We start from the raw sequence: 16,333 nt of genomic DNA, 5'->3' as shown, positions 1-16,333 counted from the left end.
ATTAAATTTTCAGTATTACTTCATTATTCTACAGTGACAGATTTTGCCAAGTTACGAGGTTGATCTACATCAGTACCACGTAATACTGCAACATGATAAGATAAAAGCTGCACTGGAATACTATAAACAATAGGGGCTAACCAATGATTTGTTGTTGGAATATGAACAACATGTTGGCGCTCTTTTTCTGCAATACCACTATTTTCATCTGCAAAGACAAAGAGTTCACCACCACGCGCTTGAACTTCTTCCATATTAGATTTTAACTTATCTAACATATCATCATTTGGAGCGAGAATAACCACAGGCATATCATTATCCACTAAAGCAAGTGGACCATGTTTAAGTTCGCCCGCAGCATAACCTTCAGCATGAATATATGAAATCTCTTTGAGCTTTAAAGCACCTTCAAGTGCGATCGGGAACTGAGTACCACGACCTAAGAATAAACAATGTTGTTTTTCTTTAAAGAGTTCTGACAAGCGTAAAATTGCTTTATCACCTTGTAAAGTATCTAAAATAACTTTTGGTGTATGCCATAAAGCGGCTGTAATTTCTGCCATATTTTCAGCAGAAATGGTCTGTTTTACTTGCCCAATTTTTAAGATCAACAACATTAACGCAGCAAGCTGAGTGGTAAATGCTTTTGTTGAAGCAACCCCGATTTCAGGACCAGCAAGTGTAAGTAAATGATGATTGGTTTCACGTACCATCGATGATGTTGCAACGTTACAAATCGTCATGGTTGAAATTGATAGATTTTTTGCTGCTGCACGTTTTTGAGTATCACGTAATGCAGCTAAAGTATCTGCTGTTTCACCTGATTGAGAAATACATACATATAGTGTATTGCCTACAATGACAGGTGAGCGATAGCGAAATTCGCTTGCAATTTCAACTTGGCAAGGTAAATCAATAATTTGCTCAAACCAATATTTAGCAATCATGCCTGCATGGTAACTTGTACCACAAGCAATGATTTGAATTTGTTGAATATTGTTAAAATCAACTTCTGCATTTTTTAGGAAGTCATCACGCAGCGCATTACCATTAAGTGCTTGAGAAATGGTTTGCTGAATCGCTTCAGGTTGCTCATAAATTTCTTTGAGCATGTAGTGTTTGTATTCACCTTTTGATGCATTGCTAACCGTTGCATCTAGTTCTTTAATTGGGCGGTCAACCAACTGTCCATTTACAAATACTTCAATGCTATTGCGTGTTAAACGTGCAATATCACCTTCTTCAAGGTACATAAAGCGATTGGTAATAGGAAGCAATGCCAATTGATCTGAACTAATAAAGTTCTCACCAATACCGACACCAATCACAAGTGGTGAACCTTCACGAACTGTGATCAATTCATCAGGATGTGCAGTATGTACAATACCTAAGGCATAAGCACCTTTAAGTTGAGGTACGATACTCTCTACAGCTTTTAATAAATCTGGAATTGTTTTGAGTGCTTCATGGACTAAATGAGCAACAACTTCCGTATCTGTTTGTGAGGTAAATACATAACCTAAAGCTTCTAAGTCATTTTTAAGTTCTTGATAATTTTCAATAATACCATTATGAACAACGGCTACATCACCAGAAATATGCGGATGCGCATTATTTTCAGTCGGTTTGCCATGCGTTGCCCAACGTGTATGTGCAATACCAAGAGAACCTAAAATATTGGACTCATTAACTGCTTGTTCAAGATTAGCAACTTTACCAACACGACGTTCACGTAAAATTTGACCGTGATCAACGAGTGCGACACCCGCAGAGTCATAACCACGATATTCGAGGCGTTTTAGACCTTCGATTAAAATATTTGTAATACTACGTTCTGCAACGCCGCCAACAATTCCGCACATAGTTATATCCTCTTATTTCGTAGTCTTTTGGGGACGTTGATAATTTTCTTTAGAAATTTGTTTTGCACGCTCAAAGGCAAGGCTGTTGTCTGCAACATCATGTGTAATGACTGAGCCTGCACCTGTCGTTGCACCATTGCCAATCGTTACAGGTGCAACTAATGAGTTATTTGTACCCACAAAGGCATGATTACCAATAATGGTTTTATGTTTATTGGCACCATCATAGTTACAAGTAATTGTACCTGCACCAATATTCGATTCAGCACCAATTTCAGCATCACCAAGATAAGCAAAATGATTTGCTTTAGATGCAAAACCAATAGACGTATTTTTTACTTCAACAAAGTTACCAATATGCACTTCATTTGCCAATTTTGCACCTGGGCGTAAACGTGCAAATGGTCCAATTTGAACGTGTTCTCCAACAATGGCATTGTCGAAAATGCTATACGGTTGAACTTTCGTGCCAGCAGCAATTTTAGTATTTTTAATGATACAGCCCGCACCAATTTCTACATTGTCACCAAATTCACAGTCACCTTCGATAATGACATTAATGTCAATACGAACATCATTGCCTGTTTTGAGTTTTCCACGAAGGTCAAAACGCTGTGGATCAATAATATGCACGCCTTGTTGCATCAATAATTTTGCTTGGTGATTTTGGAATTCACGTTCTAATGCAGCAAGTTGTAGACGGTCATTTACACCTTCAACTTCAAAAGCGAGTTCTGGTTGAATTGAGGCGATTTCCATGCCATCTGCCAAAGCCATAGCAACAATATCAGTGAGATAGTATTCACCTTGAGCATTTTCATTGCTCAGTTTTGGTAACCATTCATGCAATTTAGCATTGCTTACACAGTAAATTCCTGTGTTAATTTCTTTGATTTGGCGTTGTTCGTCAGAAGCATCTTTATGTTCAACAATGGCTTGGATTTTTCCATCTTGACGAACAATACGACCATAACCTGTAGAGTCTGCTAAAGTCAGTGTGACTAAACCAATGCCAGATGTAGCAGAAGCATCAATCAGACGTTGCAAAGTACTTTGTTGTACGCAAGGTACATCACCTGACAAAATTAAAGACATACCTTCTGTAGGAAGTACGGGTAAAGTTACTTTTACCGCATGTCCTGTACCGAGTTGTTCAGTTTGTTCAACCCATTGTACATTTTCGTCAGCAAACGCATTTTGGACTAAGTTACCGCCATGTCCAAAAATTGTAATTATATTTTTTGCTTGTAATTGTTTCGCTGTTTCAATCACATGACCCAGTAGAGGACGTCCTGCTAAAGGTTGTAACACTTTAGGCAGGCTAGAACGCATACGTGTTCCTTTACCAGCAGCAAGAATGATTACAGTCGTTGACATATAACACCTGATAATAAATTTAAATCACATAAAATAAAAATAAATCACAATACACAACGCAGCCCAAATTCCAGCAATGATATCGTCAAACATGATACCGAAGCCGCCATCAACTTGACGGTCAATGACACGAATAGGCCAAGGTTTCCAAACATCAAACAAACGGAATAAAGCAAAGCCGATCAATGCCCATAACCAATCCATAGCTCCTAAATAAATCAGAGGTAGAAAAGTGATGGATTGACCTGCAAATTCATCCCAAACAATGCGTCCATCATCATGTACATGAATAATCTTTGCGGTTTGACCACAAATATAAATTCCAACGAGTGACATAACGATGATTGCAGCCAATGAAGCATAGAAGCCAAGCATTAGCCAAATGGGAATGAATAATAAAGCAAAGGCTGAACCGAAAGTACCCGGTGCTTTAGGTGCTAAACCTGAGCCAAAACCAACACCGCAGAACACAATAAAGCGTTCAGACCAAGTCATCTCTTTAAAGATAATAGGGGGTTTATGCAAAATGTTGATATCCGTGAAAGTGAAGAGGATGATCTAAGCCATCTTTTTCAAAAGTTAGTCCGTGTTGTGCCTTAATTTTCCCGATGATTGTAGTTTGTACATTGGGTTGTAATTGCAAAAGTTTTTGATAGTTTTGCGTGCTTATTGTAAAGCATAACTCATAATCATCGCCACCTGAAAGTGCATATTGCCATTGTTTTTCAGGTTTTAAAGTGTGAATTGTTGTGTTTATTGGTAAGTTATTGAGACTTATGACAGCGCCTACTTGTGATGCTTTTAAAATATGTCCTAAATCTTGTGCTAATCCATCAGAGATATCAATCATGCTGGATGCTAAGTCTTTTAGCATTTGCCCCAGTTCACAACGCGGTGTTGGATAGTCCAAGCGTTGTTGTAAGGGATGCCCTAAATGCTCGAGTGCAAAAGCTGCATCACCGACGGTACCACTGACCACGATCAGATCATCAAGTTGTGCGCCAGAGCGTGCAATGGCTTTACCTTTTTCAATCCAACCTAGTGCTGTGACGGAGAGTGTCAAATGTGGGCTCTGTGTGGTATCACCACCGATTAAACGTACACCAAATTGATCGCAACAATCATATAAACCCTGACTAAAATCTTTTAACCAGTCATGATCAATTTGGGGTAGGCTCAATGCAAGTAAAATACTATGGGGCTTTGCACCCATTGCAGCAATATCAGAAAGGTTGACAGCAACACATTTCCAACCAATCGCATGAGGAGAAGTATCTAAAGGAAAATGTCGACCCGCAACTAAAGTGTCTGCACAAATCACCAGTTGGTGATCGGGTGGGGGAGTGAGCAGAGCTGAGTCATCACCCACACCTAAGTCAACATCATCTTGTTGACGGTTGAAATAGGTTTGGATAATTGAGAACTCAGCCATAATCAAACAACTTATTTCGCTTGTTGTTTTTCTGCTGCACGTAAGGTTGTTGCAAGACGGTCTAATACACCATTGATATATTTATGGCTGTCTGCACCACCAAAGTGTTTTGCCAATTCAATGGCTTCATCTAGTACGACGCGATATGGGATCTCAAGATGATCTTTAAGCTCGTATGCGCCTAAACGTAACGTCGCAAGCTCGACACCATCCAAAGCTTCAATTTCACGGTCAAGTACTGGAATAAGTAAAGCATCCAATGCTTCATGGTTTGCGATCACTTCTGTGAGCAACTCATGGTAATAGCCGAGATCCACTTTATGCATAGCGTTATCTGCACGCGTACGTGCTTCAATTTCATGCACAGGGTTGTGGCTCATTTGCCATTCATAAATCCCTTGTACAGCAAAACGACGTGCTTTGCGTTTTGCTGCATAAGTAGCTTGGAGTGTTTGCGACATGCTTTAAATTGCCTTTAACAGGTTAACCATTTCAATAGCAGTAAGGGCAGCTTCACCACCTTTATTACCTGCTTTTGTACCAGAGCGTTCAATCGCCTGTTCAATACTGTCCGTAGTCAATACACCATTAATTACAGGTAAGCCAGTATCTAAACCAACCACACCTAAACCTTTGGCACATTCACCTGCAACGAAGTCAAAATGTGGTGTACTACCACGAATAACTGCGCCAAGTGCAATGACTGCATCAAACTTACCTGAATTTGCGAGTTTTTTAGCAACAACAGGAAGTTCCCATGCGCCCGGTGCATGAACGACAGTGATATTATCGTCGCTAACACCATGACGATGCAACGTATCAATTGCACCTTCAAGTAAATGTTCAACAACAAAGCTGTTAAAACGACCAACTAAAATCGCGTAACGGTCTTCGCTCGCGAGATGTAATAAACCTTCAATTCGGCGAATCGCCATAGCAACCTCGATGATTTAACAGATAATTTATTTGTTTAAAAAATAACAACTTAAACTTGATCAGCAGTGATGTATTCAACCACTTCCAAGTGAAAACCAGACAATGCATTGAAACGTAATGGAGAGCTAAGCAGCTTCATTTTTTCAACACCTAAATCACGTAAAATTTGTGCACCTACACCAATGGTTTGGTATTGTTGTGACAATGCTGCGTTTGATTTAGTTGGTTTTGGTTTAGCTAAAGCTTCTAAAGCAGGACCCAAATCAGATAAATGACGTTGACCAATCCAGACTAAAACACCACGATCACTATTGGCAATCGTTTTAAGTGCTTTATCTAAGTTCCAAGCTGCTTCACCCTCTTGTTTGTTTAACTTGAGTAGATCGCGAGTTGGATTAAAACCATGTACACGAACAGTGGTAACACCTTCTTTCGGTTCACCTTTGACTAAAGCTAAGTGAATATCTGGATTACCAATTTCACGATAACGATAAAGTTCAAACGTACCATATTCAGTGTTAATACTTTGTTGATCTAGACGTTCAACAGTCTGTTCATTGGTCATACGATAATGAATCAGGTCTGCAATGGTACCCATTTTTAAGCCATGCTTTTCAGCAAAAACTTCAAGGTCTGGGCGACGTGCCATTGTGCCATCTTCATTAATGATTTCACAAATCACAGAAGCAGGCTCTAAGCCAGCCAAACGTGATAAATCACAACCAGCTTCAGTATGTCCAGCGCGGTGCAGTACGCCACCTGGCTGTGCCATAAGTGGGAAAATATGCCCAGGTTGTACAATATCAGTCGGTTTAGCGTGTGCAGCAACCGCTGTTTGAATGGTATGCGCACGTTCAGCCGCTGAAATACCTGTGGTAATCCCTTCAGCAGCTTCGATAGATAAGGTGAAGTTCGTACCATGCTGTGCGCCATTGGCGTCAACCATCAGCGGCAGATCGAGTTGTTTACAACGATCACGACTTAAGGTTAAACATACTAAGCCACGCGCATGAGTAATCATAAAGTTGATGTCTTCAGGGCGTACGTGGGTTGCAGCAATGACTAAATCGCCTTCATTTTCACGATCTTCATCATCCATCAGGATAACCATTTTCCCTGCACGGATATCTGCTACAAGCTCTTCAACTGTATTGATCGGCATCAAGCTTCACCTTTTTGTTCTGTCGTATGACATTTTCATTTAATTCATTGTGACATAGTCTACCGTGTTTTGTGGCAGTTTGCCTATGCTTATCACATTCCATTGAGAAACATAGTTATACACAAGCTCTACGGTAAATGAAAAGCTAGATCTGTCATTTTTCGGTAGAATTCGTTTAATATTTCCACACTTGCTTAGCTTGATTTTATAATACATATTCAAAAAATATGATTTTTATAAAAAAAGCACTTTAAAAAAGTGCTTTTAAAATCTTGAGATGGATTGGATATTTTAATCTGCTGAAATCACTTCTTTCTTTTTACCTTTTAAAATTTCAGTACGAATAGTTTGAGCTAATTCTGCAGATTCAGCATTCATTCCATTGATCATAAATGCATGACGCGTGAGCAAGCTTGTTGGATTTGGCATAGCAACTAATTGATAGTTCTCACCAATTTGTTTAAGTAGCTCATTGCTTAGGTATAAAGCCATTTCTTTAGCAATTAAATGATTGGATAAGCGCTCTGCCGCTTGTAAGGCGTCAAGCTGCATTGCTTCAACCTCAGTTGTTACAGCACAGCGTGTTTGTAAAACGAAGCGTTTGTCTTCGCGGTAACGTTTATACAGAACTTCAGATAATAATTGAAAAACAGAACCAATCATTAAAATACAAGGTAAAGCATTGGGTTTTTCTGTAGGAACAGTAATCGTTGCACCTTGTTGGCTAAACTCTTGATGTACTGTGAAATCTTTCGAGTTGAGTTTGAAATGTTGTGCTGATAATTCAATACTCTTATTTAAGAAAATTTGACATAAATTAAAATAAGGAACAGAAACAGATTGATTGACTGTATTCATCAATTGTTTAGGGTCATAATATTGAATGTTAAGCGCTATCACTGATTGATTTTTATCAAACTCAACAGGTTTCTCAACTTTCATTGGTTTTGGTTTTGCTTGTTGTTTTGCTTGCGCAATTGCCAACATTTTATCGGCTTTTTCTGCTTCTAATGCTTCCATTAGTTGTTGAATTTCATGTTTTAAACGCGCTTCTTTGTTTAAACGTGCCAAAAATTCACTACGTGTAGGACGTGCAATGGCGCGATATGCTAGCCAAATTAAACCATGAATGATGAGTGAAATTAAAATCGCCAACCATTGGGTACGTAAAATTTCACCAATACTTGGTTTAATTAAAGTAATTTCGATGCTGCCAACTTTTTTCTCATTTTGTAATGCATCACGTACAAAAACTTCGCCTTGACGTGTTTTTGCTAAGCCACTGGTTGCGAGCACTTGTTTCTGTGCATCTAAAATGCGAATCGAAGCGACGCTAGGATTAGTCGCATAACGATTTGCCAACAGGGCTAAAGATACTGTATTGGCAGGTTCAAGCTCAGAAAGACTATCTGCAACCAACTGGCTGGTCATGAGTTGACCTTGGTTTGCGCGGTTTGCATTGAGTTGATGAGTTGTTGCAATTACCATCAAAAAAGTGTGTAAAGCAAAACTTATAATCAGTAGGCTAGCAAATAGCCCTTGTCTTGGCGCATTCAACTTAAACTTCCAAAGAAAAAATATTCGATTTCGATTATGATTCTAACAATAGTTGTAGCTCAGACCCGAGTCAATTCATGCGAGAAATCATTCTTATATCATTTTTAGGACCTGACCAACCCAATCAGTTTACTCGATTAATGCAAGTGTTGTCCGTACATTCTTTGCAAATATTAGATGTAGGGCAGGCAGTCATTCATAACCAGTTGACTTTAGGGATTGTAGTTTCGTCAGATGACCAAACCGCCACGGCTTTAGCCATGAAAGATATCCTTATTTTAGCACACGATATTGGACTCACTGTTCGATTTAAACCAATTACAGGTGCGGAATATGATCAATGGGTAAGTGAAGGTGGCAGAACACGTTATATTGTAACGGCTTTAGCACCTGAACTTACGGCTGCTCATTTACAAGCAGTAACAAATATTGTGTCGAGTCAAGGTTTTAATATTGAAACTGTTACTCGTCTTTCGGGACGTCCTGAAAGAGAAGCACAAGACCATGAGCCAAAACGTTCATGTGTACAATTTGGCTTAAGTGGGCAAATGTTAGACGCTGCTGCCATGCGTGCGGCATGTCTTCGACTTTCAGCCGAGTCAAGCATTGATGTTGCCGTACAGGAAGACAATGCTTATCGCCGTAATCGCCGATTGGTATGTTTTGATATGGACTCCACTTTAATTGAACAAGAAGTCATTGATGAACTGGCAATAGAAGCGGGTGTTGGCGCGCAAGTCGCTGAAATTACTGAGCGTGCCATGCAAGGTGAATTGGACTTTCAACAAAGCTTCCGTGCGCGTGTTGCGTTATTAAAAGGTCTAGATGCTTCTGTTCTGCCTAAAATTGCAGAACGCCTGACTGTTACAGAAGGCGCAGAACGTTTAATTAAAACCTTAAAATCATTGGGTTATAAAACAGCAATTTTATCAGGTGGCTTCCAGTATTTTGCTGAATATTTGCAAGCAAAACTTGGTATTGATGAAGTACATGCCAATATTTTGGATGTACAAGATGGTATTGTGACAGGTGAAGTAAAAGGTCATATTGTTGATGGTGCACGTAAAGCATTGTTATTGACTGAACTGGCTGAAAAAATGGGCATTTCTCTAGAGCAAGCAATTGCAGTTGGGGATGGTGCAAATGATTTGCCAATGCTTTCAATTGCAGGTTTAGGCGTTGCTTTCCGTGCAAAACCCTTGGTTCGTCAAAATGCAAATCAGGCGATTTCTAGTGTTGGTTTAGATGGTGTTTTATATTTACTTGGTGTACATGATAAAGATTTAAACCGAGCTTAAGCACACAACAAAATTGCTATTTTTTAAAAGAAGAGTAACGCTAAGTTGCTCTTTTTTATTGATAAAATATATTTACATGTGTGAGTTACATCACACTTTATTTGGTTTTAAATTGTACAGTTGAAAAAAACCTCATTTGTACAAAAAGTCACTTGATTTTTTTGTAATGACACGCAAAAGCTGAGTTTGATTAGAGTCTCTGAAAATAATCATGGTGAAAAGTGTAATGACAAAATACTATGACGACAAAGTGTGTCGTCTTACCTAAAAACAGGTATTTTCTTCTAAAAAAAATACGCCATAATGCAGCATATAAGCTTTGGTAAAATTGCAAAGAAAAAATATTGGCTTGATAAAAGTGGTTGTGTAAACGCCTCTATGAGGTTCACGTATCATTTTGATGGAGGTTTCTATGGTATCAGCGACATGGGCAACATTGATTGGATTTAGTCTAATTGCCGTAGCGTTGGCTACTGTGTTTTTTTCTCCTTATCGTCATTGGTTGGGATTTATGTTTGCTGGAATGGTCTTCTGGGGCATATTGGAGACGATACGGGTTAACGTACAGAATTTTTTTGATTTATCGGTTCCCTATAGTTATTTAACCGCAATTATTATTGCCATGAGTGCATTGATTGTTTTGCTGTTAAGAGCAGATCGTTTGGCACAAAAAACTTTGCAAAATCGTCAATATATTGAACATACCCCAGTATATGAAGAGGATTAGCAAGACTAAATGACTGACTTTAGAGTTCAATAAAATAATGAAAAAAGACATTTCAAAGGTATAGTGAATGATATACCTTTTTCTGAGTATAGTTTTGTTAGAAGTCTTGTATTGCAAATAACAAGTTATGCTAGGATGGTGAATAGATTTTTTTATATTAAAACAACAGGCTTAAATGTCATGAAACTTTCTTCAATTCCAGTTGTGAAGTTACCAATCGTAGATGCAAGTACAGATCCACTTGATCTACTCGTATTAGGTTTAGCACTTCGTATGAAGCAATTGGCACGTACGAGTCCAAAATTTATTGAGTTGACCCATGATCGTCAATTCCGTATTCAAATTGGGACAGATTTAGGAGTTGCACGTCAAATCCTTGTAAATAATGGTCAAATTGATACGGTTTCAGGTGCTGAGGAAAAGGCTGATTTCATTTTACAATTTGCTGATAGTGAGCAAGGTGTAAAAACTTTAATGAAAGGCGACCCGAGTGCATTTATGACAGGCATGCAAAACGGTACAATTAAAATGGAAGGTGATTTCAGCTTATTGGTTTGGTTTAACCAAGTGGCTAAATTGATTCCACCTAAAGTGCCAAAACCTGTCAAAGAGAAAATTGCATTGGCACGTCAGTTTCTTAAAGAAAAGACAGGTCGCTAATTTTGCTTGAAGTATAGAGACTGATGAATAAAACGCATCAGTTTCTTGCTACATAAAAGAATGAAAATAAAAAATATAAAAATACTGATTTTAAGTTTATTGGTGAGTAGTTTATTCAACGTATGTACTCAGTTAAAACCAACACCTGCTAAAACTTTTATTGATCTCTATATTTTGAATAAAACCATAACACGAGTTGTTGAAGTCAAAGTGACTTATAAACAAGGTCAGTTGTGCTTTAAACAGTTACCTGCATTTTCGACACTGCATCAGTATTTACCAAGTTCACAAGACACCGACCTCATGATTGATGTGATAGATCAACAAGGACTGACGCATCGAACGCATATGGACTTTGTGATTGAAAAGGGCACAGTAGGTCAACTTCAACTGGAAATTGACCCAACATTGGAGGTGATGGCTTCAGGTAATTTTTCTATGCAATCGAAATAATATGAGTTACTCAACTTCTAAATTAAAGGTCACGGGTCCATCATTAACCAAGTGAACTTTCATATCAGCAGCGAAAATACCTGTTTGTACATGCTCAAACTGTGTTTTGGTATACTCAACCAGTTGATTGTAGAGTGCTTCAGCTTCACTTGGCGGCATCGCAGGACCAAAATCAGGACGTAGACCTTTTTGAGTCTGTGCCATGAGGGTAAATTGTGAAACCAGTAAAATACCACCACCAGCCTGACTGACATTCCAGCCCATTTTGCCTTGTTCATCATCAAAAAAACGATATTTCAAAATTTTATCAATCAGTTTTTTGCCTTTTTCAAAATTATCATCTTTTCCTAGACCTAAAAAAACCAAGATACCTGTTTGGATTTCACCTGTGATTTGACCATCCACAACTACTTTTGCTTCTAAAACTCGTTGTAATAACGCGCGCATATTTGAACCATGACTGATATTTTTTAACCATATGAATTTTATCAAATTTAGAGCTTAGATAATTGAAATGACTGAAAAAATATAATGTATTGAAAAATATGAGAATTATGAAGAGTAGATTTATTAATCTATTTATCCGATTATTTTTATAATAATAAGCGGTTTTATCAATTAATGGTAAATGTGTAATTTAAGTATAGCAGGAAAGGTAGATATTTGAGAGATTAACATGTTTAAGCGTTCATTACTTGTTGCCATGCTCACAGCAGCAACAGCAGTAGTTCAAGCAGCACCGCTAACCAAAGACAACGGTGCGCCAGTGGGCGATAACCAAAACTCAATTACAGCAGGTGAGTATGGTTCAGTTCTTTTACAAGATGTACAGTTAGTTCAAAAATTACAACGTTTCGGACGTGAGCGTATTCCTGAGCGTGTTGTACATGCACGTGGTACAGGGGCATATGGTGAGTTTGTTGCAACGAAAGATTTATCCGATTTAACTATTGCTTCATTGTTTAAAGCAGGAACCAAAACTCCAGTATTTTTACGTTTTTCAACGGTCATTCATCCTAAAGGTTCGCCTGAAACATTGCGTGACCCGCATGGTTTTGGTCTTAAATTTTATACTCAGGAAGGTAATTGGGACTTAGTGGGTAATAACCTACCTGTCTTCTTTATCCGTGATGCAATTAAATTCCCTGATTTTATTCATGCAATGAAGCCAAGCCCAGTATCTAATGTTCAAGATGCCAATCGCGTTTTTGACTTCTTACAAAGTCAGCCTTGGGCAGTGAATATGCTGACTTATGTGTATTCAAACTTGGGTACACCAGCAAGCTATCGTAACTTGGATGGTTTTGGGGTACATGCTTTCAAACTGTACAATGCCAAAGGTGAGTATAAATATGTGAAATTTAATTTCCGTACTCAGCAAGGTTTAAAAGGCATGAACATGGAAGAAACCCAAGCGATGCAAGCGAAGGATTTCAACCATTTAACCAATGATCTTTACAATACAATTAATGCAGGTAAGTTCCCGAAATGGGACTTGTATATTCAAGTACTTGATCCAAAAGATCTGGATAATTTTGACTTCAATCCACTCGATGCAACCAAAATCTGGCCAAGCAATTTAATTCCTGAAACCAAAGTGGGTACGTTGACTTTAAACCGTATGCCAAAGAATTTCTTCAATGAAACTGAGCAATCTGCATTTGCGCCAGGCAACTTGGTACCAGGTATTGAACCGTCAGAAGATCGTTTGTTACAAGGTCGTATTTTCTCTTATTCAGATACGCAAATGTATCGTTTAGGTGCAAATCACCAGCAAATTCCTGTGAACCGTCCATTGGTGAGCGTGAATAACAACAATCAGGAAGGTTTTATGAACATGTCTGAGCGTGATTCAGATGTGAACTATGAACCAAGCTTGAAATCGCCTAAACCTGCAACTGAACATGCCAAAGCAATCAATACCCCATTGGGTGACAAAGTGCTTCAGCAAGCGATTCAGAAAGAGCAACCTTTTAAACAGGCAGGTGAGTTGTACCGTTCATATTCAGCGTTAGAAAAAACGGACTTGATTCGTAACCTTGCTGCGGACTTGGGTCAAGTGAAAGATGCTGAAACTAAGCACATCATGCTGTCTTATTTCTATAAAGCTGATGCTGATTATGGAACACGTTTAACGAAAGCGGTAAATGGTGATCTTAAACAAGTACAAGCAAAAGCAGCGAAATTGAAAGATTAATTTGGTCTAGTTGTGCGTATTGGTGACTAGGGCATCAAGGATGTCACCTCCGAAAAGTCCTGTAAAACTCGAATCCTTTCCTGCAACCCTAGGGGAGTTTTACAGGCATTGGTTATATTGATGAGGAGTGTTTGAAATGAAAATATATTTACAAGGGATCATGCTATCTTTGTTGAGTATTGTAATGATGACATTACTCACCTTAGGAATAAGTGCAGTTTCTGCACAAGAGATAGAGCAGGAACAAGCTAAAGTCACACAGCATGCACAAAATGAATTAATTGATTTATTTTTTGCAGCCGCACGTACAGGTAATAATGAAGTCATCAAAGAGTTTCTAGAGCATGGTTTTCCTGTTGATATGCAAAATCAGCAAGGTTTTACTGCTTTGATAATGGCAACATATTATGGGCATCAAAATACGGTCACGACTTTATTGGAACATGGTGCAAATCGTTGTGTGCGAGATCAAAAAGGGCATACTGCACTGATGGGTGCAATTGTTAAAGCAGAGTGGTCAATTGCGAAACAATTAAAAAAAGTAGATTGTGATGTTCAAGCTAAACAGACAGGTTTATTAACAATAGAAGAATTTGCAAAAGTATTTGGGCAACTTGATCAACTGAAAAAACTGGATCGCTAACACTTTATTTCTGGTTTAGGGTCATGCTTTGGGTCTCGGCTATATGCAAAAAATGCAAAAAAAATCCCTCAAGCCGAGTCAAGAGGGAAAGTGGATCAACTTTTTAAGGCGAATATCATGTGTTTTATGCAGATTTAGCAGTAATCGTTTGTTGATGGGCTTCTAGTTCACGAACCAAAGGCAGTACTTTTTCACCAAAATATTCAACTTCTTCAATGAAGTGTAAAAAACCTGAAAGCACTAAATCAACACCGACATTTTTCAGCTCAAGAATACGTTCAGCAATTTGTTGCGGAGTTCCAATTAAGTTGGTTTTAAAGCCATCATTGTATTGGACTAAATCTTCAAAAGTAGATTTTGCCCAGTTTCCTTCACCTTCTTTAGATGCTGCACCTGCCTCACGTGTTGCATCGCCAAAGGCATGAACAGCTTCAACATTTGCTTTATCAACAATTTCTTGTAAAACAGCTTGAGCTTCTTCTTCTGTATCACGAGCAATAATAAAAGCATTCACACCAATTTTGACATGATGACCATTTAATTTCGCTTTTTCACGGATATCATCGATTTGCTTTTTCAGTTCTTCAGGACTATTCCCATTGGTAAAATACCAATCTGATACACGAGATGCCATATCTCGCGCAGCACGAGAACTTCCGCCTTGAAAAATCTCAATATGTGGTTTTTGAACAGGTTTTGGTGAAAGCGTGTAGTCTTTAAACTGATAATATTTACCATCAAAACTATAAGTATTGGTTGTCCAAATTCCTTTTAAGGTACGAATAAATTCCTCTGAGCGCACATAGCGTTCATCATGCTCGGGCCAAGGCTCACCAATGGCATCAAATTCACCTCTAAACCAACCACTGACCACATTAATGGCAATACGCCCATTTGTGAGATGATCAATCGTTGCTAATTGTTTAGCGGCAAGCGCAGGTTTCCATGGACCAGGTAAAATAGCTGCAATCACTTTGAGTTTTTCTGTTTTTGCTAAAATTGCATGACTAAAGCTGACAGACTCATGTTGATTTTCAGCGTTATAACCTGCTGTAAAACGAATTTGTGTGAGTGCATATTCAAAACCACTTTTTTCAGCGGCTTGTGCCAAACGTACATTGTATTCATAGCTCCAATCTGTACGTTGTTCAATATTACTGACCACTAAACCGCCACTTACATTAGGTACCCAGTAAGCAAACGTGATATTTTGATTTTTTGACATGTTGCTTGCCCTCGCATTTTTAATAATAGATTTAAGCCACTTGTGTTTTTGGCTTTTTATGATGAAGTCGAGCTTCAGCAGCATCTAGGCTTGGCACTGCTGCGGATGGTAATACATCCTCTTGTTCAATTTGTTTATTAATACCAAGATTTTGTGCTGCTTGTTGAGACTTTTCTTTAATGACATTTGCACGTTGCCCTTTAGCAGGTGCCCATTCTAAAATTGGTAAGGCACGCGCAATTGCTAAGGTGATACGATCACGTAATAATTCACTATGAATGGTGTATTCAGGTGTAAAGTCGCGATCCGTGGCATAAACGCCAATAGGCAAAGTTTGTGCTTGAAAAAAACTAAATAATGGACGCAGTTGATGTTCAAGTACCAGTGCATGACGGTCACTACCACCTGATGCCGCCAATAAAACAGGTACATCGACTAAAGCAGTTTGTTCTACAAAATCAAAAAAATGCTTAAATAATCCTGTGAAAGACGCTCGATAAACAGGTGTACCAACAATGAGTGCATCAGCGGCTTCAACGGCAGCAAGATCATCTTGTACCCGTTGCGGAAGTTGATTACGGTAAATTGCACCTCCTAGTAGATGTGCAATTTCACTAAATTTAATGAAATGTACATTAATAGGCGTTGCTTCACTGAGCTCATTTAAAATTGCTTGGACTAAACTTTCTGTTTTTGATGGATTATTCAAACCACCTGATACAGCGACAATATTTAAGGGTTTCTGCGGGCTTAATGACATTTTAACGACCTAAAATTTTTAATCTCGGAATAATTCTTATTGAA

At 38.5% G+C, this 16,333-nt stretch carries 17 protein-coding genes; 6 read left to right on the top strand and 11 right to left on the bottom strand.

Features of this window, described 5'->3' with window-relative positions; translation table 11 throughout:
- Positions 1 to 23: 23 nt before the first annotated feature.
- From glmS to HX124_RS14855, 8 genes are all read right to left on the bottom strand, one after another.
- The gene (glmS, locus tag HX124_RS14890; RefSeq protein ID WP_286383765.1) at positions 24 to 1,862 is read right to left on the bottom strand and encodes a glutamine--fructose-6-phosphate transaminase (isomerizing); all 1,839 of its coding nucleotides are present in this window, start codon (positions 1,860 to 1,862) and stop codon (positions 24 to 26) included.
- Positions 1,863 to 1,874: 12 nt separating this feature from the next.
- Entirely contained in the window at positions 1,875 to 3,239 is a 1,365-nt protein-coding gene (glmU, locus tag HX124_RS14885) for a bifunctional UDP-N-acetylglucosamine diphosphorylase/glucosamine-1-phosphate N-acetyltransferase GlmU (RefSeq protein ID WP_286383764.1), read from the bottom strand.
- Between the two features lie 24 nt (positions 3,240 to 3,263).
- Positions 3,264 to 3,734 (bottom strand): phosphatidylglycerophosphatase A family protein, encoded by a 471-nt coding sequence (locus tag HX124_RS14880; protein ID WP_286378000.1) that lies wholly within the window; start codon positions 3,732 to 3,734, stop codon positions 3,264 to 3,266.
- 22 nt (positions 3,735 to 3,756) lie between these two features.
- Positions 3,757 to 4,671: a thiamine-phosphate kinase gene (gene thiL / locus HX124_RS14875; protein ID WP_286383763.1), complete on the bottom strand. Its 915-nt coding sequence runs from the start codon at positions 4,669 to 4,671 to the stop codon at positions 3,757 to 3,759.
- Between the two features lie 11 nt (positions 4,672 to 4,682).
- Entirely contained in the window at positions 4,683 to 5,132 is a 450-nt protein-coding gene (gene nusB, locus HX124_RS14870; protein WP_107008945.1) for a transcription antitermination factor NusB, read from the bottom strand.
- A gap of 3 nt (positions 5,133 to 5,135) precedes the next feature.
- Positions 5,136 to 5,606 carry a 6,7-dimethyl-8-ribityllumazine synthase gene (ribH, locus tag HX124_RS14865; RefSeq protein ID WP_107008944.1) on the bottom strand — a complete coding sequence of 157 codons (471 nt, stop codon included), beginning with the start codon at positions 5,604 to 5,606 and terminating at the stop codon, positions 5,136 to 5,138.
- A 50-nt stretch (positions 5,607 to 5,656) separates the two neighbouring features.
- Positions 5,657 to 6,769 carry a bifunctional 3,4-dihydroxy-2-butanone-4-phosphate synthase/GTP cyclohydrolase II gene (ribBA, locus tag HX124_RS14860; protein WP_107008943.1) on the bottom strand — a complete coding sequence of 371 codons (1,113 nt, stop codon included), beginning with the start codon at positions 6,767 to 6,769 and terminating at the stop codon, positions 5,657 to 5,659.
- Between the two features lie 291 nt (positions 6,770 to 7,060).
- Positions 7,061 to 8,326, bottom strand: a complete 1,266-nt coding sequence (locus HX124_RS14855) for a hypothetical protein (RefSeq protein ID WP_286383762.1) — start codon at positions 8,324 to 8,326, stop codon at positions 7,061 to 7,063.
- 77 nt (positions 8,327 to 8,403) lie between these two features.
- Between HX124_RS14855 and serB the strand changes: the two genes are divergently transcribed.
- From serB to HX124_RS14835, 4 genes are all read left to right on the top strand, one after another.
- The gene (gene serB, locus HX124_RS14850) at positions 8,404 to 9,624 is read left to right on the top strand and encodes a phosphoserine phosphatase SerB (RefSeq protein WP_107008941.1); all 1,221 of its coding nucleotides are present in this window, start codon (positions 8,404 to 8,406) and stop codon (positions 9,622 to 9,624) included.
- A 412-nt stretch (positions 9,625 to 10,036) separates the two neighbouring features.
- Complete coding sequence (aciT, locus tag HX124_RS14845; RefSeq protein WP_286383760.1) at positions 10,037 to 10,351, top strand: ciprofloxacin tolerance protein AciT; 315 nt, start codon at positions 10,037 to 10,039, stop codon at positions 10,349 to 10,351.
- A gap of 180 nt (positions 10,352 to 10,531) precedes the next feature.
- A complete protein-coding gene (locus HX124_RS14840; RefSeq protein WP_107008968.1) occupies positions 10,532 to 11,011 on the top strand; it encodes an SCP2 sterol-binding domain-containing protein in 480 nt (159 codons plus the stop codon).
- Positions 11,012 to 11,071: 60 nt separating this feature from the next.
- Positions 11,072 to 11,464, top strand: coding sequence for a hypothetical protein (locus HX124_RS14835; RefSeq protein ID WP_286383759.1), 393 nt, complete (start codon positions 11,072 to 11,074; stop codon positions 11,462 to 11,464).
- Between the two features lie 6 nt (positions 11,465 to 11,470).
- Here HX124_RS14835 and dtd read toward each other — a convergent pair whose 3' ends face one another.
- Positions 11,471 to 11,911: a D-aminoacyl-tRNA deacylase gene (gene dtd, locus HX124_RS14830; protein ID WP_286383758.1), complete on the bottom strand. Its 441-nt coding sequence runs from the start codon at positions 11,909 to 11,911 to the stop codon at positions 11,471 to 11,473.
- Positions 11,912 to 12,140: 229 nt separating this feature from the next.
- Between dtd and HX124_RS14825 the strand changes: the two genes are divergently transcribed.
- Both HX124_RS14825 and HX124_RS14820 read left to right on the top strand, forming a co-directional pair.
- A complete protein-coding gene (locus HX124_RS14825; protein WP_286383757.1) occupies positions 12,141 to 13,661 on the top strand; it encodes a catalase in 1,521 nt (506 codons plus the stop codon).
- A 136-nt stretch (positions 13,662 to 13,797) separates the two neighbouring features.
- Complete coding sequence (locus HX124_RS14820) at positions 13,798 to 14,304, top strand: ankyrin repeat domain-containing protein (RefSeq protein WP_502872834.1); 507 nt, start codon at positions 13,798 to 13,800, stop codon at positions 14,302 to 14,304.
- 124 nt (positions 14,305 to 14,428) lie between these two features.
- Here the strand turns inward: HX124_RS14820 and sfnG are convergent, their stop codons facing one another.
- Together sfnG and msuE are read right to left on the bottom strand one after the other, a co-directional pair.
- Positions 14,429 to 15,529 (bottom strand): dimethylsulfone monooxygenase SfnG, encoded by a 1,101-nt coding sequence (gene sfnG / locus HX124_RS14815; protein ID WP_286383756.1) that lies wholly within the window; start codon positions 15,527 to 15,529, stop codon positions 14,429 to 14,431.
- A 31-nt stretch (positions 15,530 to 15,560) separates the two neighbouring features.
- The gene (gene msuE, locus HX124_RS14810; RefSeq protein ID WP_107008935.1) at positions 15,561 to 16,289 is read right to left on the bottom strand and encodes an FMN reductase; all 729 of its coding nucleotides are present in this window, start codon (positions 16,287 to 16,289) and stop codon (positions 15,561 to 15,563) included.
- Positions 16,290 to 16,333 lie beyond the last annotated feature (44 nt).

The sequence above is a fragment of the Acinetobacter sp. 226-1 genome, from assembly GCF_030329325.1.
Lineage (GTDB): Bacteria > Pseudomonadota > Gammaproteobacteria > Pseudomonadales > Moraxellaceae > Acinetobacter > Acinetobacter sichuanensis.
The sequence above is the reverse complement of the archived record's forward strand: the minus strand, read 5'-3'. Positions and strand labels throughout refer to the sequence as shown.